The sequence below is a fragment of the Vibrio sp. 10N.286.49.E11 genome, from assembly GCF_041469505.1.
In the GTDB taxonomy this organism is placed as follows: Bacteria; Pseudomonadota; Gammaproteobacteria; order Enterobacterales; family Vibrionaceae; genus Vibrio; species Vibrio crassostreae_C.
On the sequence record NZ_JBFRKQ010000027.1, the window covers coordinates 83,307 to 108,108 of the forward strand.

The window sequence follows — 24,802 nt, forward strand, 5'->3', positions numbered from 1 at the left end:
TAGGAGATATCATGGACAACCGTTTTACTTACTATGAGAGCCCATTGGGAACCGTGACGTTACAGGCGAACGATGAAGGCTTGCTCGGCCTTTGGTTCGAGACACATACCACCAAGCCGGAACCGTTGGGTGTTCAAGATGATAGCTTTCCGATCTTTGCATTGGCTATCGAGCAGCTTAATCGCTATTTCTCGGGCGAAGCTATTCAGTTTTCTGTGCCGATTGCAGCCAAGGGCACGCCATTTCAGCAGTCGGTTTGGCAGGCGCTGACGACCATTCCTTATGGAGAGACTTGGAGCTATGCACAACTGGCCGATGCGATAGGCAATCCGAAAGCCGTTCGTGCTGTGGGTTTGGCGAATGGCAAAAATCCGGTTTCAGTGATTGTGCCGTGTCACCGTGTGATTGGTAAAAACGGCAAACTGACGGGTTATGCAGGTGGCGTAGAACGTAAACAGCACTTATTGGTGATAGAGGGAAGAGAGCAAGACTAGCAAGCGATTTAGCCATGAGCCTGTCGAGATGCTGGCTGAATATCTCGTACTACTTAATGGTGAAGGCGAGTGGTTCTTAAAATATGACTTTGCATTAAAATCAACGCTTTCTGGGAAATATCGATTTGGTTGCATATTCTTTGACTATGTTCTCTAGGCAAGGATGCCCAAATGAATAGATTCCCCTTACTAATATCTGGCTGCAGCTCTGCATTATTGCTGACAGGTTGTTTAACTGATACCAGCCGACCTTTCGAGGTTCCACAGCTTGCTCTGTTCAAAGGTATGTATGAGAACGCAGATAATGACAGTTATCTACTTTTTGAATCCGGGCAAGTGACTTATCAAACAACGGATAATTCCGTGACTCGAACCTATCGTGTTGATGATGACTTGATCACCATTGAATTCAATTCTGGAGGCAGCCGAACTGACTCTAGACTAGTGATGCGCATTCAACAGAAGGGCGAGATGCTAACTTGCAACCAATGTCCAGCGATACAATTGAGTAACGTCTGGACACTTGTAGATAAGCCTGTGAAAGACAGTTCGAACTAGAAAAGATCTCCGAATTAAAAAAGATCGCCATTAAGCCATAGGTGTGCAGCGATACTGACGGCATAGCCAATCATGATCACTGGCATCCATTTCAAGTGGCCAAAGAAGGTGTATTTGCCATGCGCCGCGCCCATTAACGCCACACCTGCCGCACTACCAATAGATAACAAGCTGCCGCCAACGCCTGCGGTTAAGGTGATCAGTAGCCAGTTACCCATCGACATTTGAGGTTCCATCGATAACACGGCAAACATCACCGGAATGTTATCGACAATCGCAGATAAGATCCCCACCATGATGTTGGCCCAAATTGGATCCCATTGGCTATACATCACGCCAGAGGCAAGCTCCAAGTATCCCAGTAGACTCAAGCCACCTACACACATTACCACGCCGTAGAAGAACAGCAGAGTGTCCCATTCGGCATGGGACACTCTTCGAAATACATCAAAGGGCACGACTGAACCGAGTCGCTTCAATGCCCCCCCATCATTGTTGGCAATCGCCACCGCTTTTTTCTTCGCCAGTGAATTTGGTAAGGTCTTACGCAAGAAATAACCAAAGAACTGTAGATACGCCAGCCCCATCATCATGCCCATTACTGGAGGGAAGTGGAGTACGGCATGGAAAGCAACCGCAGTGCCGATGGTCATGATGAACAACAACACGATGCGTCTTGCACCGCGTTTTAATTCAACGTGCTGATGCACCGTGTCGGGTTGGGTTGTGGGAACAAAGTAAGACATGATCATTGCAGGGACGAGGTAATTCATCACTGAAGGAATAAATAAGGGAATGAATTCACTGAAGCTCACATAACCAGCCTGCCACACCATCAACGTTGTGATGTCACCGAATGGGCTGAACGCGCCGCCAGCGTTAGCGGCTATCACGATATTCACACAGGCTAGGTTAACGAATTTAGGGTTAGATCCTGCGACTTTCAGAACCACGGCGCACATCAATAGAGCTGTGGTGAGGTTGTCGGCGATCGGTGAGATAAAGAAGGCCAGAATACCGGTTAGCCAGAACAGAGAGCGGAAATTAAAGCCTTTGCCCACCATCCACGCTTGCAGCGCATCAAACAGTCTTCTCTCTTCCATGGCGCTGATGTAGGTCATGGCGACGAGTAGGAAAAGTAACAGCTCAGCGTATTCCAGTAAGTTGTGTTCGAGTGCTTGCTTAGCGACTTCAACAAGGTTGTGTTCTTGGTAGATAAAACCAATGATTATCCAGATCAGTCCTGCTGCAAGTAACACTGGCTTAGATTTTCGGAGCTTTAGGTACTCTTCCATCATCACCACGATGTAGGCGACAACGAAAATGGTCAGGGATAGGTAGCCAGCGAATGAGTTGGTGAGCTTGAGTGGTTCTCCCAACTGAGAAGTGGCAGCACCTGCTACCGAAGAAAAGAGTAACAAAGAGAGAACAGCAGAAAGCTGGATACCTAACATGGATTACGCTCCGAAGTTAATAAGTTATTAACACGGGTAAAAGAGTAGACCTAAATAACCATGTGCAGTGTGATAGATATCTTAATAATTCAATAGATTATAATGAAAGGAATAGACTGTGATGTGAACGAAATACGGTCTTACATACTCAAAATTACTGTCTTCCACACTTAAGTTAAAGACTAAAGACCAAAGAAAAAGCGCTACCGGACTCAGTGCCGATAGAGCTTATTCGAAATTGCCAACATTATGCAGCATTGAGATCAAACGTCAGTGTTTGTTCTGCTGCACATACTTCAACAGGCCAGCCATAGGATTGGTATTCAAGCGCAAGTTTGTCCGCTACTACGCGAGATACTGTTGCAGTGATCCACATGCCTTTGCCCATTACTTGATATTTAAGCGTTCTCATTTCCATAGTCATCACCGTTCTCCTTCTATATTGGCTGCGCGAAGTCTATAGCACCTCTGAGGGCTGAAATTTCGAATTAAGCTCAAATTCTTTATAAAATGGCTCACTGTTTGCGCTTGGCTCAAAACTCAATCAACTAAGGGAAAACGGTTGCGTTCTGGAAGCAAAATCACTTTTTAAGTCTCTGTATTATAATCGAATTAAAATTGACCAGAAAAACAATGTAAGAGATCTCTTACAGCATTATCAGAGATCGCACTAGGTAAAAACTTCTCACTAGAAGCCAGACTTGTGTGGCGATTGTGTGCGTTTTTGGTTGCGCTGTTGAAGCAAGATTTTTTAGTTTTGTATGTGAAATATTCTAATTTATTTAGCGTATGGTCCTGCTTTTAAATCCAAATCACAGTTTTATATGTTGCTGTGCTTCTTTTATTTAAACCGATACGCTATTTGATTTTGGTCATTAACCTTTCGCTCATTAGTTTGCACTATCTATACGTGTTCTGTTCCACATAAACGAGATGTATAGAGGTCCTTATGACTAATCCAACCAAAACCGATCGTAAAGTCACGATCGGCAGCTATATCGCACTCGCGTTCGCGATGGTGTTCTTTTCAGGCTTAATGCAGTCCAATGAATGGTATGGAGTGTTCGATTTTACAACGCTCAACGGTTCATTCGGTAAGGTCGCTTTCGATGTGAGTGAAACGGCCGATGGTATTCAAGCGGCAACGACGTCACTGCGTGGTAAAGGCGGTAGTGGTGCTCGCGACGGTTTCATTTTTGCTTTGACACTTATTCCGACCGTGATGTTTGCACTGGGTATGATCAACGTACTTGAGCACTACGGTGCACTGGATGCGGCTCGTAAACTACTGACACCTCTGCTTCGCCCTCTGATGGGTATTCCGGGTAACTCAGGCTTGGCACTGATCGCTTCTTTGCAAAGTACCGATGCTGGCGCAGCGATGACACGTCAGCTGAAAGACGAAGGACATCTGACTAAGCGTGAAACCGATGTGTTCACCATGTTCCAGTTTACGGCGGGTGCGGCGATCGTTAACTTTTTCTCTTCAGGTGCGGTGCTGTTCACTCTAACCGCGATGGATGGCTCTTTAGCGGTGACATCGTCAATTGGTTTGGCTGTCGCTGTGATGTTTATCTTTAAGTTTGTCGGCGCGAATCTGTTCCGTATTTACCTCAACCTTACTGAAGGCAAAGAAGACAAACCAAAATCAGACAAAGAACAAAAACTGGAAGAGGAAGTAGCATAATGAGCGAAGTTAAAGCAAAGAAACCAATGGTTACTGATATTTTCGTTGAAGGTGCTAAGAAAGGCTGGGTTATTGCGACTACCTCTACGGTACCGAATGTTCTGATGGCGTTTGTGATCATCAAGGCATTGCAGATAACGGGTGCGCTGGATTTGATGGGCAGTGTATTTGCTCCAATTATGGCGGTATTTGGTTTACCTGGCGAAGCGGCAGCGGTATTGATCGGTGCGTGGATGTCGATGGGTGGCGCGGTGGGCGTGGTTATCACGCTGTTTGACCAAGGTATTCTGAACGGCAACCATATAGCTATCTTGGCGCCAGCTATCTACTTGATGGGCTCTCAGGTGCAATACATGGGCCGTATTATGGGACCAATTGGTACTGAAGGTCGCTACATCCCGGTGATGATCGCGATTTCGGTATTGAATGCGTTTGGTGCAATGTTCTTGATGAACATTATTTTGTAACGTGACTTTGAACGGTTAGCTGCGAACAGCTTTCAGACGTTACAAAAAAGGAAACCCCGTTTGGCTTTCACCAAACGGGGTCTATTCTTTTCGTAGCCATCCTGCTACTGCGCGTTACTTATCTTTCAATAGGTAACTGGTGCTCCCTGCATCGTTCCTTGACGTGGCTAAATCCTTTAACCTATCCAATTCATCGCCGTCCTAGCGGTGTCCTTGCAAACTCATCATCCTGATAAGCGACTCTATCCTAGAGCATAACTTCCTTGCTGATAACTCATCCTAAGCCATCAAATCTTCATCCTGAAGATACCTAATCCGTTAGGCTTTTTCCTGTTCCTGCCAACTCCCTGTCGACATGTGTATTAAACACTGCAGAGGCTTTGCTCACAATCCACCCTAAGAAATAAATGTACCCACTGATCGAAAGAAATATGCGTGGATTCATACAAAACAAGGGCTTGGGTTTGTATTTTAGGAATTTTCTGCGAAGCTTGATTGTGATCTCTTACGTTCGGTGTGAGAGATCTCTTACAAGTACTCGGGTGCGATTTTCATTTTATCTCGGCGGGTGTTGTCGAACAGATAACAAAGAACACTGAGTAAACACAAAATAATAGGGAAATATGATGGTTACAGCACTTTACGCAGCCTTGCTGACGATCGTAATGATTTGGTTAGCAATAGAGGTGATCAAGCAAAGGCGAATCAATCTTGTTGCTCATGCTGATGGCGGTGTCGAGTCGTTACAGATAGCACGTTCGGCACAAAGTAATGCTATGGATTACATCCCAATCACCGTTATTTTGATGGGATTGTTAGAGATGAATGGCGCCGGTGTGTGGCTGATTCATGTCATTGGTGTGGCGTTTATTCTGGGGCGTGTGATTCATGCGAAAGGGATCTTAGCGAAGAACTTCAAAGGTCGAAAAGTGGGTATGGTGTTAACGCTTATCTGCATGATCTCTTTGATTGTCCTAAACTTAGCTTACCTACCTTTTGATAAAATGTTCTAGGGAGCATTATGGCGTTGCGTCTTCCTCCTGCTTGGGCGATTGTCCTCGCAGGCTTGATACTCAACATCATGGCGATTGTCATGTCGAGCTTGGTGCTCGATAAAATTGAAGCTGAGAAAGCGGAGTACAACGATCGCAAATACGGCAATGTGTACTCAATACAGCTTGCTTGGAATACGATTGAAACCCTAGAGCGCAAGCGTGAAGCGATTTTGATTCACCTTGATAAACTAGAAACGGTGCAGCCGACCACGGTTCTCGACGAAGCACTGCGTGGGCAACTTAGGCGTTGGGTGAGTAGCGAAGTGCCAAGTATCTCTTTGGCTCACTTACCGAAACTGATGATGCTGATAAACAGTGCACAAGAAGCGCAACGAACTCGAATCGATGATTACTATTTGGATAACCTGACCTTGGTTGAGTTAATCCAAAGGCTTGATGAGAAAATGGCTTTCTATAAGAACATCGCCCTGTTTCTTCAAGTATTTGGCTTGGCGCTTATCTTAGCTCGCGACCTCGCTAGAAGACCTTAATCTTTAACCTTAATGCCTCCATTTACTTATCGACTTGTATCGTTAGCGAGACTCATTTGGCAGGTTAGGGTGCTGTTGGCCTTGGTACTTTGGTAACTGTTCTTTTAGCCCCTTAAACGTGCTCAGTGCACTGCCTATCGATAACTTGTTCATCAACCAATTTGGCAAGATGCCCCCTGCGTTCGCATACGCGGTGTAGGTGATGTAGGTATTGCCATTAGTCAGCGGTTGCAGTGTCCAAAGTGCGTCCACATCGTAGATTCGAATGTACCCCGACTCTTTCGCCAAATAGTTCGACGCATCCTTTATCGACAAAACAAACTGCCCACCCTCGATGCTGTATTTTGAGTAGGTCACCATGTCTCGATCTCTGGCAGGCCACGGTGCTTTGAATTGGGTATAGACGATGTTTTCATCTTCAGATATCTGCATCAACACACGGCTTTGCGATACATTATCTATCCAGTTTGGCACGTTCTCACTGTCTTCCAATAACAGTAAAAAACCGGAGTAAGTGGTGGGCGTTTGCATCTGTGCTCGTATTTCGACCAAGCCTTCGCTGTGTGGCCTTTTATCAATCATGATGCCATCTTCACTTTTGACGAACTGCCATGGGTTGGCATAAGTCAGTGTCGATAGGGCGCAGAGGCCGAGTACCAAAATCTTAGGTAATGTCATTATTCTTCCATAAAAAGAAAAGCTTATCTGCTAGGAGTATAGAATAGAAATGGACTTAGTAGGTGTTGCCAATCGCTTTGGGTTGGCCTCTTTGGGGAAAATCCCAATGAAAACGGAAGCGTTCGGTCGCTTCCGTTTTATTCTTGGGCAATGGATAAGCGCTGTAGGCTAGAGCTTATAGGCTTCTACGGTTTTGATGGTTGTCCAGTTGCTGTTGGCGTCTTGGATGAACTCTTGTGTATTCTCCAGCCAGCGTTTCTGAACCGATTTGTCTAAGTTCAGATACAACTTTCCATCTTCCACCTTCCAAGCGAGAGGGTCGGTTTCAAACTTCTTACCCATGGCTACTCCAAACGCGCAGTAACCGCCATATTGAGGGGCATAGGCTTCTGGATTGGCTCGAAATTCATCTCTGTTTTCACTGCTCGCAAAGTTATAGATCGCATTCTTATAGGTCGCTGTGAACTCAGATGTGCCTTTTACTGGACCTTCATTGGCAAAGTAAGCGACAGGATCATAGCCTTTAATTGCGAGGTTATTGCTGTCGACACTCATATCAAGGTCTGCTGCCATTAACGAAAAGCTGGTGCCTAGTAACGCGGCCATTAGAGTGATTTTTTGACTGGTCGATTTCATGTGTGACATATCAAGTTCCTTGTCAGTGTTGGTTATCTTGTTTGAAATAATTTAGCCCACTCGTCCGGTCTATAGAGGGACAAAAGAACTAAAAACTAAGCGAATCGTTCGGAGGATGCATGGATCTGCTTTCACAACTAATGGAACACTTCTCGATACGCACTGGCGTTTTCTATTCTGGAAACCTGTGTGGAGTATCGTCATTTAACGCGCAACAAGGTAAAGAGGGCCACCTTCATGTATTGAGCGCGGGGGAGTTGAGCTTGTCTAGCGCTCACACGGAACACAGGCATTTGTCGCAGCCTTGCATTGTTTATTTGCCGAAATGGCGTCACTGGCCGCGATGTCTCGTACTCAGTTTATTGAAGCGTTCAAACGGGAAGTGGGTGAAACGCCGGGAGATTATGTGCAAAAGTGGCGAGTCTCTGTTGCTCAATCTCTGTTATTGCAAAATAAGCCGATCAATTGGGTCGCTGATGAAGTGGGTTACAATAGCTATTCAGGATTCTCACGTGCTTTTCAACATGTTGCCGGAGTGTCGCCGCGCCTTTGGCTAAAGCAAAATGCGTCGTGAAACGGCAGGCAATCCCCACCCGATTTATGGCTATTCGTATCTGGCTGGTCTATGTTTTAGCGGAAATTGTATGTAGTTTGTTCTTTTATCGGAAGAGGGTGTAAAAAGGTGGACTTTATAAGCTCGTTGTAACATCCTGCCCGTCCTATTTTATCTAGACACCAATGAGACGAAGTGCCTGCTGAACATTATTCAGCCTCCCGTATCTCATTAAAGTATTAAGGAGTTCAACTTGAACCTATTTGTAAGAGACCTTACCGTTATCGATTCTTCATACATCTGTGAACACAGAGGGGTCGTAGGAGATAGTTGGATTTTAGATGTCACCATGTCTGGTGAACTTAATGAAATGAGCATGGTGCTGGATTTTAGCAAGGTCAAAAAGCAGATCAAACAGCTTGTCGATGAGCATGTTGATCATCGTTTGCTGCTGCCAATGCAGAGCGCTGCAATTGTTCTTCAAGCGAGCAAAGCGGGCTACTCTAAGGTTGATGTGTTGCGTGGTGACAAGAGTCTTCATCTACATTGCCCTGATGAAGCATATTGCCTCATTGATGCAGAAGCGATCACCATCGAGAGTGTGACCGCACACGTTTACAATATTCTTCGCGATAACCTACCAAGTAACGTCACAGGGTTAGAGATCACCCTACGTCATGAGAACATTAATGGCGCGTTCTACCACTACACCCATGGTTTAAAAAAGCATGATGGCAACTGCCAACGCATCGCGCATGGTCACCGTTCTCCAGTAGAAATCGTGGTCGATGGTCAGCGTGACGGGCAACGTGAACAAGCATTTGCTCAGCGTTGGGAAGACATTTATTTAGGTTCTAAAGAAGACCAAGTTTCAGTTTCATCACTTAACCTGAGTGAAAACGCGAACAGTGTTAATGATGAAAGTCACTATGGCTTCCGCTACACCGCGCCACAAGGCGAATTTGAGCTAGCGATTGCTAAGAGTGAGACGGAAATTTTACCGACAGATACCACGGTGGAATTACTTGCTGGCTATATCGCGGATCAAGTTGAACCGAGCCTAGCAGAGAACCAATCACTACAAATCGTCGCTTATGAAGGTGTTGGCAAGGGCGCAATGGCGTTCCGATAACACTCCAGCGAGTGACACAGTCTCATTACTGACATGATGAAATAAAGGCAAGATAATCCGTTATCTTGCCTTTACTTTTTGTGACTCTTTAAAACTGATTTAGCTGATGATGTTAGGCACAAACACTAACGAAGCAGCACGCGTCGCAGTGGTGTTTTTTCGATTCCAACAACCAACCCGAAGCTCAACAATACGGTGCCAAAAAATACCGTAACGTCTTTTGCCAATTCCGTAATGCCTAAAACTCCACAGACATTGAACAACACGATAATGATCAGCAAATGGCTGACGTAGATACCTAGCATGCGATTTGAAATGGCGCGAACCCAAGCGTAGTTACCCATGTTTGGATTTGCTAAAAGCCACATGAACACGCCCATCCCCCATAACGCCGTGCCAAACAAGAAATCATTCATGTTGAATCCGACGTCGAACGTGGTGAGCCATGATGCCTCAGCAAAATGAATCAACATGCCTAACGCTAATAACCCCAACGCTTTAGTTGATGACACCTTCCATTGATTCTGACGAATAAGGAAACCTAAGGTCACCATTAACGTGCTAAAGAACGGGCCATTACGCGTGAAGAAAGGTGCTTCTAACCCGGTTAGCGTTGCGTAGCTGCCCGCTAAAACACCATAAACGTAAAGTACAATGGCCGCTGGTAATAGCAGTTTGTCGAGTTTCATTTCGACTATCAAAGCAATGATCAAAACTGCACAAACCAGAGCGGGAATAAACCATAAATGAACCAATCCACCCTCTAAGAAAGAGTTAAGTGGCGTGTTCATTAAGAAACCCCAATAGCCTTGGCGCTCACCTAGGTAACCAAACTCTTCTACCTTCGCGAGGTTGAATGGCATCACTAAGCAAATGATGCTCCATGCTAACCAAACCTTAAGCAGTGGTTTAGAGTAATTAATGACGGTTTGCCACGAGGAGGCAGTCAGCTTGGGCTGAATAAGATAACCGGAAATTAGGAAAAACAGAGGTACCGCAAAACGAGCGGTTTGGTTGAGTACATAACCGATCCAAGGCACTTCATCTATTTGCCAATAAGTGAGTGCCATTTGACCGTGTAAGCCAATGATCGCCAAGATAGCAATCACTCGACCCAACTCAATACTGGCGATGTGTTGTGAAGGCGTATGTTGAACGGAAGACATATCAGATCTCTAAGAAAATTTTCGTAGAATCTAACAGCCTTTTTATTGAATCAGTTAGCGCTAAATCAAGGGTTGCGACCTTTGTTTTAAGGCTTGTATTGATTATTTGAAGCCTGTCGCAGCTATATTAAATCCATTGCAGTAAGTACAAAAATACCGAGAGTACAAGTGATAAGAGAAACAACAGTAGTAAGCGCGATGATGTTAGCCGCCAGTGTTGAGTTTCCTCCCATCGCACGAGCCATAACGTAGCTTGCCGCTGCTGTTGGTGCTGCGCTCATCAAGAAGATAAGCCCGAGATCGAGCCCTTCAAATCCTAAGTACCCAGCCGCCAGTGTAATCAGTAACGGTGAGGCAATTAACTTGTAGCTAGAGGCGAACCACGTCGATAACTTTTCTTGTTTGAGCGAGCTGATGTCCAGCGACCCACCGGTACACAGCAGTGCCAAAGGTAACGTCATGTTGGCAAAGTACTGACCAGCATCAGTCACCATTTTTGGGATAGGAATCGAAAGCGCATAGAAGACGACCGCTAAGAAAATAGCGATGATCAATGGGTTCTTGGTAATCGACTTAGCGATCACTTTAATCGCTTTCGCACCAGTGTCTTCGCCTTTGGGTGTCAGTGCAATCACGGCTTGAATGTTATACAACACGGTTAGAGATGCGACATAGATAGCCGCCAATGCCACGCCTTGGTTGCCATAGATATTAGCCACATAGGCGAGGCCGATGATCGCGGTATTGGCGCGGAATCCACCTTGGACAATCACACCTTGATCTTTCGAACCTTTAAATACTAATTTGGTTGAGAAAATCGTGAACAAGAAAAAGACAAAGTTAGCGATGACGCCAAACGCAACTAACGCGCTACTGGCTGAAAAGTTGTGATTCGATTGAACAATACTCAGAAATAGCATCGCGGGTAGGGTGACTTGAAAGACCACCTTAGATGCGACATCAATGAAATTGTCATTGATTAAGCCGATTCGCTTGAGCATCACACCGAGAAACAGCATTAAACAGATAGGGCCTGTTACTGACGCCGAAAACGCAAACTGTTCCCAAAGTGTGTTCATTCTTTTTCCTTTGTTAGTCGATTTCAATTTCCTTTGAATACTGTCGCATTTTTCCACAATTCTTTGATAATACAAAATGAATACCTAGGGTTAAGTAAAAAACTTGAAAAAAAGTACGAACGTGCTAAAAATAAAGCATCAGATTTATTATTGGTGAATAATGAGCAAAGGAAAGATAACCAAAGAGTATATTTTGAGCCATGCATTTGCACTTGCGAGTGAGAATGGTCTCGAGAGTTTGACGATTGGCGAATTAGCTAAGCAGTGTGGTATGTCTAAGAGTGGCTTGTTTGCGCACTTCAACTCTAAAGAGAACCTGCAACTCTCTGTACTCGAGTATTCCAACGCCATATTCACTGAAAGAGTCATCATTCCGGCGAGAGAGTTGGGCGACGGTGATATTGAAGCCAAGCTTAAACAACTGCTCGATAACTGGCTGGGCTGGAACCACTCGTTCCAAGGCAGCTGCATGTTTATTGATGCTTGGAAAGATGCAGGCAGCGAAACCTCTGTGATTCAGAAGGCACTGCAGAAAACCATTTCAGTGTGGATTGATTACTTGACGATTCAGGTAGCAAAAGCGGTTGAAAGCAAACAATTCAGAGCCGATTTAGACCCGAAACAGGCAACCTTCGAGTTGTACGGTCTCTACTTAAGTGCGAACTTGTTCTACTCATTACGGGGCCAACAAGCGAGCCACACTCATTTTTGGAGTGGTGTAGAGCGCTTAATCGCTAGCTGGAAAGAGGTTTAGCTCGCAAAGCATCTGAGTTTTGTTTAACTAAGGCTTATAAGAAATTTTAAGAGAAGTGGCGGCAAGCAGCCATAAAAAGCGCTATCGCCATTTTTTACACTAACAAATAGCACGGTCGTTCGATTTTTAGGGCCGAGCTCGATCCGCCAATAATGATGGCGATACAAGGAACGGTCATGAGTGACAAAATCTATTTCAATACATCGAACAAATTCAGCTTCAAGCGTAGCTTGATTGGCGCTACAACCAATCTTCATTACATCCTAGCGCCGAGTCATGCAAAGAAAACGGCACGTAAACTGCTGCTCACACCGATGCGTACCGAGCAAAAAAACGCGGATCCTCAAGGGCTTATTAAGAGTGAAATCAAAGGTCGTGATGGCGTTTTGAAAACTTACTCTTTGGGTACGGGGCCCGTTTGGGTACTGACCCATGGTTGGTCTGGCACCGCGAGTCAATTCTTTCCTTTAATGGAACACATCGCTGCTAAAGGTTTTACTGCAATGGCTTACGATCATCCTGCTCATGGTGGCAGTGATGGCGTACATGGTCATATCCCAGCGTTTGTGAATGGTTTGGAAGCTGTTCTCGATTCGGTGGGTGAAGTAGCAGGTTTAGTTGGTCACAGCATGGGTACTGCTTCTGCGTTGGAATGTAAGCACGTTAAATTGGAAAACAAGCCATTATTGCTGATTGCACCTGTACTGGATTATCTAGAAAACCTATTTGGCAGCGTTGCGCGTTCTGGCTACTCAATGAAACTGTTCGAGGCGGTAGTTGGAGAAGTAGAAGAGCAGTTTAACTATCCGATTCAGTCTGTTGATCCCTATGGAAAGCTAGCGCTTCGTGAGTCTCAGACGATCATCGTTCATGATGAGCAAGACAAGTTTACTAAGTTTGATGTGTCTCAGCGTGCTGCTAATGAAATGGGTCGCGTTACTTTAATTGCGACTCAAGGACAGGGCCACGGGCGAGTAATGAAGTGCCCACAAGTATTTGAGAGCTTTGATAACTTGATTGGTTAACTTTAACTAATCAAGCCAGTAGAACGCAGGTTAAGAAAACAAACACTAAAAAGGCCAACCAGACATTATCTGGTTGGCCTTTGTTTTAGGGATTTAGTTGATGCTTAGTTGGTGTTTAGCTCAACCCTATTTTTAGTTAACAGCTTGCAGGACCAATCTCTTTCCACACGCCCCATTGGCCTGTCGTTGTTGGATCTTCACCGGTTGTCCACCATTTCGCTTCCCAAATCTTACCGCCTTGAGTCACTTGGTCGCCACCAGTGTAAACCGCGCCTGAATCCCAAGCGTTAGTACACGTACCGCCGCCTGTGGTTTTCTTTAGAACTTTCACTGAAGTAGCCGCAACCGATGTATCAGTGCCATCGCTGACCGTTACAGAGAAGTTCAGCGTTGTATCTTGCGTGTATTCCGCCGCGACAAAGCTCACTGAAGCACCTTGAACCGTTGCATCGATACCAGCAGGTACATCCCACGTGAAGGTCAATGTGTCTTGGTCTGAATCGCTTGAAGCCGAAGCATCAACCACGACTACATCACCTGCATTCACTTCAGCCGGAGCCGTAACCACAGCAACTGGTGCTGTATTGACTGGGCCTGTGTCTTTAGGAGTTACCGTTACAACAACGGTGTCAGTTGCAGTAGCGCCTTCGTTATCAGTTACCGTTAGGCTGAACGTGAGTGCTTCTTGTTGCGCGACTTCAACCACATCGAAGCTTACAACAGCCGCATTCGTGTTCGCCAGCGTTACTGCCGTGCCGCTTACTTGTGACCAAGCATAGCTCGCGATTGTACCGTCGCTGTCTTTTGAAGCGCTGCCATCTAGAGAAACAGAGGCTGGACCTTCAACTGATTGGTCTGCGCCTGCAGCTGCCGTTGGTTTACGGTTTACAGGAGCTGTTGTACCGCCAGCAAGGCCTTCATGCATTGCGTTGAGGATGTCGCCGTTGTCTGCATCAATTTCCCAAGAGAATAGACCCGCAAGGCCAAGGCTACGAACGTACGCGCCTTTTGCTTTTACAGAGCGATCATCATCAAATGTGATTAGCTGACCTGAAGTGCGGTTCCAAACGTAAGGCGCTTCTGCCATTTCGTCATAGCCATATTCGAAGCCGTTGATGCCTTGGTTATTCGCGCCAAGCATGTTTGCTTTAATGCCTTTGTAATCAATAACGCCATCTTCCCATACGCCTTGCGCAGAGCTGCCTTTCAGTTTGCCGTTACCAACGCCTGTCATAGGGTCGCTCGGATCGGTGAGTGATGATGGTAATACGCCTTCCCAACCACGACCGTACATCGCTGTACCAACCACAAGCTTGTTCGCTGGAACACCTTGCTCAAGCAACAGTTGGATGCCGTTGTCTGTGGTGTAAGCTGGGCCTGTGTATTGTTCGCCATTTTCATCAAGGCCTGTGCCATCACATTGACCAGGACGCATGAAGTTACCGCAGTTTAGTGCTGTTTGGTGACCTAACACGTTGTTCCAACCGCCGTAGAAGTCGTAAGTCATTGCGAAGATGTAATCCATGTATTGGATAGCATCGCCGTAGTTCACGTCTTCAATCTTATCGTGACCAACACCGATCGCAGAAGTGAGCTCGTAAGTACGACCGTTTTCCGCTTCTAGCTCATCTAGCATCACGCGAAGTTCTGCCATCAGTGCAATGTAAGCTGGGCCGTCATTTACAGGATCACCAAGGTCTGGAGCAGCACCGCCACCACCAGGGAATTCCCAATCGATATCCACACCGTCGTAGAATTTCCATGTGTTAAGGAATTTCTTAACAGACGCTACAAAGGTGTCACGGTTGGCTTTAGTTGTGAAATCAAAGAACGGGTCAGACAGCGTCCAGCCACCAATCGATGGGATGATCTTCAAATCAGGATTACGCTGTTTGAGCGCCATCATCATTGCGTAGTTACCCTTGATCGGTGAGCTGTATTCGTGTCCCGCTTGAGGGAAGCTTTTCTGGAAAGCCGCCCAAGGGTCATGAATCACCACTTCGTAATCGTTAACACCCTGACAAGCTGTCATTAGTGCGTTGTAGCTGTTACCGCCTACTGATTTAACTGATTCGTTCGGACCACAAATTGGGATGAAGCCATAAAGGATATGGGTTAAGTTGTCAGCGGGTAGGTTATCTACCGTGTAGTCACGGCCGTAAATACCCCACTCTACAAAGTAAGTACCGACTACCGTATTTGGATCTGTGTTGTATGACTTGTTGTTCGGATCCACATTCATCGCAAGTGGCGCTAAGTGTGCGCCATCGGTATCAGCGATCGTGATTTGAGCAGGTGCGCTCTTGCTACAACCTGTTTCATCACACGCTTCGATTTCCATCTCAAATAAGCCGCCTTGGCCATATTCGAATGAAGCTGTGGTTTGGCTGCCAGTGATTGGGCCGGTGGCCACTTTAACGCCATCAAAGTAGATGTTGTACGTGTTTCCTGACGTTCCGCTCCATTGGTTGAACTTAACGTCGACCTTCGCTTGGTCGTGATATTTCACCATCTGGTTGTAGCCAGAGGTGGTTTCCATCGCGAGTTCAATTTTAGAAAATTGCAGGTTGTTGGAACCGTACATGTCGATGCTAGGTGCTGTTGGAGCAGCTAATGCTGTACCAGATAGCGCTAGAGCAATGCTTGCAGCACAGGTATTTATACGAATCATACTATTTCTCTCATTCCTTGAAGATTACGAGAACCCAATGGCCCCATAAACGGCTCCAATCAGTTTTGAAGGAGCTTCCCAGTCAGTATTCGAGGGAGTTTTAATTTCATAACTGAAAATAAATCCGTTTTCGATGGACAACTAAAAAATTGTATCTTGTTACAATTCTGTTGCTTAATGAATGAGAGGCTGAGTCCATGTTTTATAAAATAAAACATCCTTCAGTAGGAAAACCTCACAAGTGAAAATTCACGACATGAAGTTATGAAAAGGTGCGACAAACTATAAGAAAATACTGTGGATTGAAGCTGAATCACAAAGTGAAGTATGTTGAGCGAGCGGGGTCGATCGACGGGTAAACTTGAAGACGAATGCTTATGGCAGTATGGATAAGAGGGTTATCTTTTGAATTGCTCAGCTAAGGAAGCGCGTCGTTGTTGCATGACACTATGGGTATCACCAGTCGCAGTATCTTCGTAGCCTTCTTTAATAAATTGCTGAGATGGTACGCTTGGCTCTAATCGCTTTAAGCGAGGCGAATCGTAAGTACCACTGATGGTGTAAACGGTGGTTCCAGAGCCAGTGTTGATCGTGACGATCTTCCCGTCAAAATCGAATGAGGTAGTGATAAGACGATGATTCATCATCACACCGTTTTCTGAAAGTGTCAGGATGTCGGTGTTGTAAGGTGGCGCCGCAATCTCTATCCATGTGCCATAGACGTTGCTTGGGCTGACAGATTGCTGGTGGGCTTGGTAAGCAAAATAGCCGGCGGTGAGGGCAACCATAAAGCCAGCTAATAGGAAGCCGTAGAGTAACGAGTTGGCAAATAGATCTCTGCTTTTAGTCGGCTTTTTTGCCATTATCTCTTCATTTTTCGACTGATATTGTTTTAGATTCTATTAATTAAAACCTTAGTTTGCAAAAATTGTTCTAAGAGTTAGAAGCAGGATCGAATGTTCTAATAAATGTGGTTGCGTTAGTGGTTTTTAGCCTTGCTCCTCAGTATTTACGCTATCAATGAAAGCGAACTCCAGAAATGCTTAAGCTATGCGTATTTATTTCTTGTAGGAAAGTCTCGAATTGGTTAAAACAATTATCACCTAAATTTACGCATAGGCTTACTCGGTGAGCTCAATAATTGCAATTTGAAGATAACAAGGAAGTACAATGATTAAAGAAAACACATACTTTGAAGGTGGCGTTAAGTCGTTAGCGTTTAACCAGTCTGGTGCTGATGTGAGTGTTGGTGTAATGGCGGCTGGTGAGTACACGTTCGGTACTGCGGCTCCAGAAAAGATGACCGTTGTTAAAGGTGCTTTGATTGTAAAGCGTGTTGGTGATGATGACTGGACGACATACCAATCTGGTGAGTCTTTTGACGTTGCGGGTGACTCTTCATTCGACCTACAGGTAAAAGAAGCGACTGCTTACCTATGTGAGTACTTGTAATCAGGTCTAAATTTGTTCAATCAGGCATCGTTTGTCTCTGATTTAATAGAAAAAAACCACGCTCTAGGAGCGTGGTTAAATAAGTGATAGTAACCGGCAGTGGATAGTGTCACTTGTTTTTGTAGTCATCAAATGGATGACCAAATCGTTGTTCGTTGCAAAGTATCTTCAATCTTCAATCTTCAAAGCTCAACTCAAAGCCAAGACATCAGTAAGTCTCAAACACACCGTTGTTGTAGTCTTGAATTGTTTGTTCAATCTCTTCCATCGAGTTCATTACAAACGGACCATAGTGCACAACAGGTTCATTAATCGGTTCACCAGAAAAAATCAGTACCCCTGAATCTTCTAAGCTACCCAAAGACAGCAAGTCAGCTTTGGTGAGTTGGGCAAGTTGACCTTGGTTGATGACTTTGTCGCCGATCTTAATACTGCCTCGGTACACGTAAGTCATGGCATTGTGATTAACATTAGTCCCTAACGTGACTTTTTGCCCAGAATGAGAGCGCCAATCCGCAACGCTTAATGGCACACCTGTTTTCTGTAATGGGCCTTGAGCTCGTAAAGCCTCTGAATCATCGTCGGTTTGGTTGTGCAGCTCAAACCCTCCGGCAATCATTCTTAACAAACCACTTTGTTCACTTTGATGTTCCACGATGCTTTCACTTTGGAAGTCGTGATATTGCGCCGGCTGCATTTTGTGTGTCGCAGGTTGGTTTATCCAAATCTGGAAACCATGCAGCGCGCCTTCTTCCATCATTGGCATTTCACTGTGAATGACACCACGACCTGCAGCCATCCACTGCGCGCCACCGCTGCGCAGTTCTCCAACATTCCCCATATGGTCTTTGTGTTGGAAGTGACCTTGGAGCATGTAAGTGAGCGTTTCTATCCCACGGTGAGGGTGTGGAGGAAAGCCGCCAACATAGTCTTTGCTTTCATCCGATTTAAGTTCATCAATCATCAAAAATGGAGAGAAGCACGTGTTATTAAAACCCGTGAGTCGTTGGATTTTGACACCATCACCGTCTGAGGTGGCATGCGCTGCAATCACATGATCTACTGCTCTTACATTCGTCATTTTGAAACCCTCATATACTTGAATAGCTGTAGTTTATGTAATTTGATTGAAAAAGAAGATGGCACAGCGTTGAGTGACTTATTCGAAAATCTTGAACAGGTAACAATATGAAATTATGTCTATACTTGAATAGAGAGTAGACCGCCAAGGAGGCCGCTATGGCAGTTCAGCAAAAACATGGCGAAAGGCATGGTCGGATGGGTTTTGATAACGACTTTACAACGGAGCAAAGTCAGCGTTTTACAGAAGTTGCAAACAGCGCGGTTAAACGCCGCGTCAAAAAACGTGAGATTGAAGCACCGTTTATTCAGTCGGCTAAGCAAGCTGCTTTTAAAACAGTGGTGAGGCGACCTAAAGGTAATAACCCAAACCGAACACGGCAAGTCATATGGATTATTATGATCGGGTTAGTGAGCCTTTGGCTTATGTACCTTGCAGGTTAGCAGCGCCGCTAAGTTATAGGGCTGGCTAGCGTTGACGGGTTTTTAATAGCGTAACATTGTTCCCTTCGACCTTTGCTTCAAGACAATCTTCAAGTTCAGAAGAATCTGACCCTGAGCAGGTTAGATTCATCGGTAGTTCTTCTATCAAGGTTGATACTGGGTTGTCGTGATAATAAGCGTATCGGTTTTTCCCTGAATGCTTGGCAACATACATCGCTTTATCAGCACATCTCGTCAGCTCATGTAATTCTTGGGCATCTTGCGGATACAAAGCAACCCCAACACTTAACGTCAATTCCTTGATTCTCTCGTTTGTTTGGCAGCCGCTTTCGAACAGCCCGCAGATCCTATCTAGAATGCCGTCTAGATCTTTACGAGTTGGCACATCGTAGAGCATCAGAACAAACTCGTCTCCAGCAAAGCGCGCGATGGAATAATCGTATTCATGGCTTTTTCTGTCTCTGGTTCGAATGTTGTTGCTCAAGCGATTGGCAAAATGCTGTAAGACACTGTCTCCCACATCGTGCCCGTAGCTGTCGTTAATGCCTTTAAAGTCATCTATATCCAAAAAGACCAATGCCGTAAGTGATCGCTCACTATCCACGGTGGCTAGTTTTTCTGTCGCCCAGCGTTCAAAGCTCCAACGGTTTGCCAAGCCGGTTAACTGATCTCTGTAAGCGAGATCTTCAATGCCTTCTTTATAAAGGCGTTGGATATAACTGACGGCTTTTGTGTAGTAATAAGCGGATGTGTGACACACCAAGCTCATAGTAAACAGGCTAAGAATAAACCGATGTGTGCTGTTAAATGGCAGAGAAAAGTTATTGGGCATTGCCGTAATCAAGGTGCTGATAAACAAACAAAATGAGGTGCTAAAGATGATTCCAATTCTGAAGTCATTGATAAAAATCACCGCCGCCAGAATAGGGTAGAGCCAAAGAATTCGGTCAGGAATGGCGTGACTGTACAAAAATAGGATGACCCCTTGAACCAGTAAAACACCGCTCAGGATCAATTCGGAATATTCAGGGTTAATGACTTTTCTTACGTAAAATGCATTGGAGATAGCGATCAGTGCAAAACACAATTCGAAAACCGACAGTGTGTAATGTTGGCCTTGGAAGTAAGCCCAAGTGTAGAAAATGAATAACGCAGCGGCAGTCAGTGAAAAGGAGTGGACAATTTTTTGCTTGCGGGTGGATCGTATGTCCGCCATTTCTTCTAGGTGCCTGCCGACGAGCCTTTTCATGTGATCTGTGCCAAAGTTTTTGATAATGGTGTTAATAGTAGATTAAATAACAAGCTATGCAGAGGCTTAGATGTCTATTTAGTGTGACTACTATCAAGGTTTCATATGAAAGGCTGTTCAATCAATTCCAAATAGTGATGTATATCACCGATGGTGCTGGTCATCTCTAGAAGATTAGATTTAAGCATCAAACTTGTAACCGTTGTTTGATGTTTATCTACTTGTTTTCCAGAGAGTTACTCCACATAGTTTGTAAACGACCAAAATTAAGAAAGGCTCATTATGTTAATTACCTTTAGTTGTAAAGCTCATGCTAGTGTCACGATGTTTGGTGAAGTCGGCCTCCAGTTCATCAAGATGCTTGGGCATAGCGGCTCCATCCCAGGTGCTATGGATGCTTCAGAGGTTCCTCAAGCTCTGGATAATCTACGTGCAGCTATTGCAGCAGAGCAGAGCAAGTCCGTAGAGCATGAAAATACTGATGACGACAATGAAGAAGAGGTGGTTGAAGCGCCTGTTAATATCGGTAGTCGAGCGTTCCCACTGGTTGAATTATTAAAAGCTGCCATCAAAGATGAATGTGAAGTAATGTGGGAAGACGGTAGCGGCAAGCGACTGTAGTACGATTCACGCGAAACGTAACAAGCCTATTGAATCTATTTTAATCAGAATGAATGCTGAACCAGTATCGGACACACCATGACCATGGAGTTTTATGGTGATGAACCGATACTGGTGTTTTTTTAGTGAAGTAATCCACTCGTTTCTGTTTATTTACAAGGTTCGTCAGCCCTGAAATGAGTGACTTTTGTTATCGTAATATCAATCCATAACAGACCGTAAACAAAGTGATGCTGTTCACGCTTTCTTGACTCCCAATTCTGAACTAAGAATTTTTCCTAGTTATTCTAAGACCCTCTCTCATGCGGTCGATTTTTAGACTCCTTATTATTTCACGGTCAACTAACAAACAATGTATGGCCGCAATTATGCCGTGCAGACCTCACAAAAAATAAGAGAGTTCACAATGTTAAAGTTCCTAGATCAGGTTCGAAAACCGACGCTGGATCTTCCGGTCGAAACTAGAAGAAAAATGTGGTTTAAACCATTCCTACAATCTTACCTCGTCGTGTTCATTGGTTATCTAACCATGTATTTGATCCGTAAGAACTTCAATGTCGCGCAAAACGACATGATTTCTACTTATGGATTATCGATGACGGATCTAGGTCTTATCGGTCTGGGTTTCTCTATCACTTACGGTATCGGTAAAACCGTCGTTTCCTATTATGCCGATGGTAAAAACACCAAGCAGTTCCTGCCATTCATGCTTGTCCTTTCTGGTATCGCTATGTTGGGCTTCAGCTTCAGTATGGGCGGTGGCAGTGCTAGCTTATTCTTGATGGTTGCCTTCTATGCGTTGAGTGGTTTCTTCCAAAGTACCGGCGGTCCTTCAAGCTACTCGACCATCACTAAATGGACGCCTCGTAACAAGCGTGGTTCTTATTTAGGCCTTTGGAATATGTCGCACAACGTGGGTGGCGCAGGTGCCGCTGGTGTTGCTCTGTTTGGAGCTAACTACCTATTTGATGGCAACGTGATCGGTATGTTCGTGTTCCCATCAATCATTGCGATTGTGGTTGGCTTTATTGGTATGCGCTTTGGTAATGACTCTCCAGAAGCCTATGGTCTAGGTACGGTTGAAGAGTTGTTTGATGAAGAAGTCAGCGAAGAAGATACGGCTGCTGAAGAAAATCAAATGACTAAGAAAGAGATCTTTGTTGAATACATCCTGAAAAACAAAGTGATCTGGTTGCTCTGCTTCGCGAATATCTTCTTATACATTGTTCGTATCGGTATCGATCAATGGTCTACCGTTTATGCGTATCAAGAGCTAGGTCTATCAAAAGAAACCGCGATTTCAGGCTTCACTCTGTTTGAGGTTGGTGCACTGGTCGGTACGTTAATGTGGGGTTATCTGTCAGACCTTGCGAACGGACGCCGTGCTTTGGTTGCTTGTGTATCGCTTGGCCTGATTATCGTTTCGCTAGAGTTCTACCAGCATGCAACCAGTGAGTTCATGTACCTAGCATCACTGTTTGTGCTTGGTTTCCTAGTATTTGGTCCTCAGTTGCTGATTGGTGTTGCTGCAGTAGGTTTCGTGCCTAAGAAAGCAATCAGCGTTGCGGATGGCGTGAAAGGTACATTTGCTTACTTAATTGGTGACAGCTTTGCCAAACTTGGCCTAGGTATGATTGCAGACGGCACACCTATTTTTGGCTTAACGGGTTGGAAAGGCACGTTCGCAGCGCTTGATACGTCAGCTGCCATTTGTATCGTGTTACTGCTATTCGTTGCGGTTGCGGAAGAGAAGAAGATTCGCCACGCTAAGAAAATACACTTAGCGTCTCAAAACGCGTAGCGAGTCTCACGTGCTTTATTGGTTTAAAGCACGTGAGATCATACCAATCGTTAGTTCGATTCAGTATCATCTCTATTAATAAACTTAATTTTAGATAGCTCCTGTTGGGGCTATTTTTCTTTCTTACTCTTAATTTTGGTTAATATCATGATTAATGTTGCGTTTGTTGATGACCACGTCATTGTTCGATCTGGCTTTGCTCAATTACTCAGTCTTGAAGCTGATATTACGGTCGTGGGGGAATTCAACTCTGCGGCAGAAGCGCGCCTAGGATTGCCAAGTTGTCACCCTGATGTCGTGATCTTAGATATCTCAATGCAAGACGAAAGTGGCCTGAGCTTATTGGAAGAGATTCCATCAGGCATTGCCAGTATCATGCTGAGCGTACATGACTCTCCGGCGATGGTTGAGAAGTCATTAGAGTTAGGAGCCAAAGGTTATCTCAGCAAGCGCTGTAGCCCTGATGAGTTAATCCAAGCCGTACACACGAGCGCAAATGGTGGCTGTTATCTCACGCCCGATATCGCCATAAAGCTTGCGACGCCCATGAAGAATAAAGCCTCTTTAAATCAGCTCACCCGCAGAGAAAGCGAAGTGTGTCAGTTATTGGCGACAGGGCTCGATGTAAAATCTATTGCCGTAGAGCTAGGGGTTAGCCATAAAACGGTGCATGTACACCGTGCCAATGCTATGGACAAACTCAATGTTAAGAACAACGTCGAGTTAGCGAAACTGTTTACACAAGACCAGTATTAATGCGTTCTTACCTAGCCACCTCCCTGTGTGGGGTTTTTATGGCTGGTTGTGCATGGTTCTGTTTGTGGGTTATTGCCTTCTATTTTATTAATGACCCTGAGTTAGCCATTCTGCTTTTCCCGTTTTCACTTCGATTGGGAATGACGCTGCACACTCGCACTCACTATTGGCCTGCTATCTATATTGCCGAGTGGGGGCTTGCGATCGCTTTAGCTCTGCTACTTGATGAACCTCAATGGCTGACGATACTCATCGCCAGTGGATTGAGTATTCCTGCCATGCTAATTGCCAAGCGTTATTATTCTGGTGACCAGAATCGTCACTTGTTAGTGATGGCGAGCTTAATCATGGTCACAGCATTTATTAATGTTGCCGTGGTGGGTTCTCATGTTCCGGCTGTTTACATGGTGTGGCTGGTGAGTATCACTGGCGGACTGATGCTGGTGCCGATGTGTTATCTAGTCTGGAACTACCTATTCCAAAACAAGTGGGCACCATTGAGCTCTTACTTAATCAATAATGTCGTTGAGTTCAAAATCCGTCATATTGCTTTATATAGCGTGTTGTTGGTCGCCAGTATTTTGATACAAACCAGTTTGCCTGATGAGCTAAGGCGCTTTGCCCCGTTCTGTATGGCGATCCCTATTATCTTGCTCGCCGTTCGTTACGGATGGCAAGGCGCTCTGCTTGCAACAATGCTAAATAGTGTCGCGTTGATTGCTGCTCACAGCGGAACATCCAAACTCGAAATTACCGACTTGCTCTTGTCTCTATCTGCTCAAACCATCACAGGTATATTGCTTGGTTTAGCGGTTCAAAAGCAGAAAGATCTCAACTCCAAATTGCGAAGTGAACTCTCTAGAAATCAAAACCTTTCACGTCAGTTAGTGACCGCTGAAGAGTCGGTTCGTCGTGATATTGCGCGTGAACTGCATGATGAAATTGGCCAGAACATCACGGCAATTCGAACTCAGGCGAGCATTATTAAACGCGTCGATGCCGCTGAGATGAGCGTTCGCTGTGCGGGTACCATTGAGTCATTATCTTTGAATGTTTATGACACCACCAAACGTCTACTTACAAAACTAAGACCTAAGATGTTGGACGATCTGGACCTAAAAGATTCCGTGGAACAGCTAATTCGAGAGATGGAGTTTTCGGATCACGGCGTTGATATCCAGTTAAATTGGCAAGGTGATTACTCGTGTTTGAGTGACACGCTTAAGGTCACTATCTTCAGGCTGTGCCAAGAATCTCTAAACAACGCCTCTAAATACGCCAACGCGAGCGAGATTAAAATTGAACTGATTTTAGGCGACCAAGCTGACCTTCGGATCACAGATAATGGCGTTGGTTTTACAGCGCAAGATCTTCTCAAAGGAATGGGTGTTCGTGGTATGCAAGAGCGTGTTCAGGCGCTTGGCGGCAAGATGACAATCAACGCTAATGGCTCATCTTCGGGTACCAATATCAGCGTTACATTACCCAAAGTGTGAGAA

The 24,802-nt window shown here is 45.1% G+C and carries 26 protein-coding genes and 1 pseudogene; 17 read left to right on the forward strand and 10 right to left on the reverse strand.

Annotated features, from left to right (window positions below; translation table 11 throughout):
• Positions 1-11 precede the first annotated feature (11 nt).
• Positions 12-494, forward strand: a complete 483-nt coding sequence (locus tag AB4167_RS05005; protein ID WP_017061521.1) for a methylated-DNA--[protein]-cysteine S-methyltransferase — start codon at positions 12-14, stop codon at positions 492-494.
• A gap of 171 nt (positions 495-665) precedes the next feature.
• Entirely contained in the window at positions 666-1,052 is a 387-nt protein-coding gene (locus AB4167_RS05010) for a hypothetical protein (RefSeq protein WP_372136230.1), read from the forward strand.
• Between the two features lie 14 nt (positions 1,053-1,066).
• On the opposite strand, the gene nhaD is transcribed toward AB4167_RS05010, so the two are convergent.
• On the reverse strand, positions 1,067-2,506 hold the full coding sequence (gene nhaD / locus AB4167_RS05015) for a sodium:proton antiporter NhaD (protein WP_017061523.1): 1,440 nt from the start codon (positions 2,504-2,506) through the stop codon (positions 1,067-1,069).
• Between the two features lie 247 nt (positions 2,507-2,753).
• Positions 2,754-2,930 carry a hypothetical protein gene (locus AB4167_RS05020; RefSeq protein WP_017061524.1) on the reverse strand — a complete coding sequence of 59 codons (177 nt, stop codon included), beginning with the start codon at positions 2,928-2,930 and terminating at the stop codon, positions 2,754-2,756.
• 525 nt (positions 2,931-3,455) lie between these two features.
• Between AB4167_RS05020 and AB4167_RS05025 the strand changes: the two genes are divergently transcribed.
• The 4 genes from AB4167_RS05025 to AB4167_RS05040 all read left to right on the forward strand — a co-directional run bounded on the left by AB4167_RS05025 (position 3,456) and on the right by AB4167_RS05040 (position 6,206).
• The gene (locus AB4167_RS05025) at positions 3,456-4,193 is read left to right on the forward strand and encodes a nucleoside recognition domain-containing protein (protein WP_372136231.1); all 738 of its coding nucleotides are present in this window, start codon (positions 3,456-3,458) and stop codon (positions 4,191-4,193) included.
• Complete coding sequence (locus AB4167_RS05030; protein WP_004737023.1) at positions 4,193-4,660, forward strand: YjiG family protein; 468 nt, start codon at positions 4,193-4,195, stop codon at positions 4,658-4,660. The genes AB4167_RS05025 and AB4167_RS05030 overlap by 1 nt, the downstream gene beginning before the upstream one ends.
• Positions 4,661-5,286: 626 nt before the next feature.
• Entirely contained in the window at positions 5,287-5,673 is a 387-nt protein-coding gene (locus tag AB4167_RS05035; RefSeq protein WP_017061526.1) for an MAPEG family protein, read from the forward strand.
• A gap of 8 nt (positions 5,674-5,681) precedes the next feature.
• Positions 5,682-6,206, forward strand: coding sequence for a hypothetical protein (locus AB4167_RS05040; protein WP_017067247.1), 525 nt, complete (start codon positions 5,682-5,684; stop codon positions 6,204-6,206).
• Positions 6,207-6,248: 42 nt separating this feature from the next.
• On the opposite strand, the gene AB4167_RS05045 is transcribed toward AB4167_RS05040, so the two are convergent.
• Positions 6,249-6,884, reverse strand: a complete 636-nt coding sequence (locus AB4167_RS05045) for an START domain-containing protein (protein WP_017061528.1) — start codon at positions 6,882-6,884, stop codon at positions 6,249-6,251.
• Between the two features lie 49 nt (positions 6,885-6,933).
• Here AB4167_RS05045 and AB4167_RS05050 point away from each other — a divergent pair, with 49 nt between their 5' ends.
• Positions 6,934-7,056, forward strand: coding sequence for a hypothetical protein (locus AB4167_RS05050; RefSeq protein ID WP_017061529.1), 123 nt, complete (start codon positions 6,934-6,936; stop codon positions 7,054-7,056).
• Here AB4167_RS05050 and AB4167_RS05055 read toward each other — a convergent pair.
• Positions 7,053-7,529, reverse strand: a complete 477-nt coding sequence (locus AB4167_RS05055; RefSeq protein WP_017067245.1) for a YHS domain-containing (seleno)protein — start codon at positions 7,527-7,529, stop codon at positions 7,053-7,055. The two genes, AB4167_RS05050 and AB4167_RS05055, sit on opposite strands and share 4 nt — an antisense overlap.
• Positions 7,530-7,639: 110 nt before the next feature.
• Between AB4167_RS05055 and AB4167_RS05060 the strand changes: the two are divergent.
• Positions 7,640-8,094 (forward strand): annotated as a pseudogene (locus tag AB4167_RS05060) (helix-turn-helix domain-containing protein).
• A 232-nt stretch (positions 8,095-8,326) separates the two neighbouring features.
• Complete coding sequence (locus AB4167_RS05065; protein WP_104216219.1) at positions 8,327-9,205, forward strand: 6-carboxytetrahydropterin synthase; 879 nt, start codon at positions 8,327-8,329, stop codon at positions 9,203-9,205.
• 125 nt (positions 9,206-9,330) lie between these two features.
• Here AB4167_RS05065 and AB4167_RS05070 read toward each other — a convergent pair whose 3' ends face one another.
• Positions 9,331-10,371: an acyltransferase gene (locus tag AB4167_RS05070; RefSeq protein WP_372136232.1), complete on the reverse strand. Its 1,041-nt coding sequence runs from the start codon at positions 10,369-10,371 to the stop codon at positions 9,331-9,333.
• Between the two features lie 122 nt (positions 10,372-10,493).
• Entirely contained in the window at positions 10,494-11,450 is a 957-nt protein-coding gene (locus AB4167_RS05075; RefSeq protein WP_048610304.1) for an AEC family transporter, read from the reverse strand.
• A 160-nt stretch (positions 11,451-11,610) separates the two neighbouring features.
• Between AB4167_RS05075 and AB4167_RS05080 the strand changes: the two genes are divergently transcribed.
• Both AB4167_RS05080 and AB4167_RS05085 read left to right on the forward strand, forming a co-directional pair.
• Entirely contained in the window at positions 11,611-12,204 is a 594-nt protein-coding gene (locus AB4167_RS05080) for a TetR/AcrR family transcriptional regulator (RefSeq protein WP_372136233.1), read from the forward strand.
• 176 nt (positions 12,205-12,380) lie between these two features.
• Positions 12,381-13,229 carry an alpha/beta hydrolase gene (locus AB4167_RS05085; protein WP_076648613.1) on the forward strand — a complete coding sequence of 283 codons (849 nt, stop codon included), beginning with the start codon at positions 12,381-12,383 and terminating at the stop codon, positions 13,227-13,229.
• A gap of 136 nt (positions 13,230-13,365) precedes the next feature.
• Here AB4167_RS05085 and AB4167_RS05090 read toward each other — a convergent pair whose 3' ends face one another.
• Positions 13,366-15,900 (reverse strand): glycosyl hydrolase family 18 protein, encoded by a 2,535-nt coding sequence (locus tag AB4167_RS05090; protein WP_372136234.1) that lies wholly within the window; start codon positions 15,898-15,900, stop codon positions 13,366-13,368.
• A gap of 398 nt (positions 15,901-16,298) precedes the next feature.
• Positions 16,299-16,763: a DUF2850 domain-containing protein gene (locus AB4167_RS05095; RefSeq protein ID WP_017065063.1), complete on the reverse strand. Its 465-nt coding sequence runs from the start codon at positions 16,761-16,763 to the stop codon at positions 16,299-16,301.
• Positions 16,764-17,070: 307 nt separating this feature from the next.
• Between AB4167_RS05095 and AB4167_RS05100 the strand changes: the two genes are divergently transcribed.
• A complete protein-coding gene (locus tag AB4167_RS05100; protein WP_017057600.1) occupies positions 17,071-17,352 on the forward strand; it encodes a pyrimidine/purine nucleoside phosphorylase in 282 nt (93 codons plus the stop codon).
• A gap of 208 nt (positions 17,353-17,560) precedes the next feature.
• On the opposite strand, the gene AB4167_RS05105 is transcribed toward AB4167_RS05100, so the two are convergent.
• Positions 17,561-18,433, reverse strand: coding sequence for a pirin family protein (locus AB4167_RS05105; protein WP_136982297.1), 873 nt, complete (start codon positions 18,431-18,433; stop codon positions 17,561-17,563).
• Between the two features lie 158 nt (positions 18,434-18,591).
• Between AB4167_RS05105 and AB4167_RS05110 the strand changes: the two genes are divergently transcribed.
• Positions 18,592-18,876: a hypothetical protein gene (locus AB4167_RS05110; RefSeq protein WP_048614058.1), complete on the forward strand. Its 285-nt coding sequence runs from the start codon at positions 18,592-18,594 to the stop codon at positions 18,874-18,876.
• A gap of 25 nt (positions 18,877-18,901) precedes the next feature.
• On the opposite strand, the gene AB4167_RS05115 is transcribed toward AB4167_RS05110, so the two are convergent.
• Entirely contained in the window at positions 18,902-20,092 is a 1,191-nt protein-coding gene (locus AB4167_RS05115) for a GGDEF domain-containing protein (protein WP_136982342.1), read from the reverse strand.
• A 315-nt stretch (positions 20,093-20,407) separates the two neighbouring features.
• On the opposite strand from AB4167_RS05115, the gene AB4167_RS05120 reads away from it, so the two are divergent.
• The 4 genes from AB4167_RS05120 (at position 20,408) to uhpB (ending at position 24,799) form a co-directional block, all read left to right on the forward strand.
• Positions 20,408-20,746: a DUF1840 domain-containing protein gene (locus tag AB4167_RS05120; protein ID WP_017061543.1), complete on the forward strand. Its 339-nt coding sequence runs from the start codon at positions 20,408-20,410 to the stop codon at positions 20,744-20,746.
• 406 nt (positions 20,747-21,152) lie between these two features.
• Positions 21,153-22,547: a hexose-6-phosphate:phosphate antiporter gene (gene uhpT, locus AB4167_RS05125; protein WP_017061544.1), complete on the forward strand. Its 1,395-nt coding sequence runs from the start codon at positions 21,153-21,155 to the stop codon at positions 22,545-22,547.
• A gap of 147 nt (positions 22,548-22,694) precedes the next feature.
• Complete coding sequence (uhpA, locus tag AB4167_RS05130) at positions 22,695-23,303, forward strand: transcriptional regulator UhpA (protein WP_372136235.1); 609 nt, start codon at positions 22,695-22,697, stop codon at positions 23,301-23,303.
• Positions 23,303-24,799: a signal transduction histidine-protein kinase/phosphatase UhpB gene (uhpB, locus tag AB4167_RS05135; protein WP_372136236.1), complete on the forward strand. Its 1,497-nt coding sequence runs from the start codon at positions 23,303-23,305 to the stop codon at positions 24,797-24,799. Before uhpA ends, uhpB begins: the two co-directional genes overlap by 1 nt.
• Positions 24,800-24,802 lie beyond the last annotated feature (3 nt).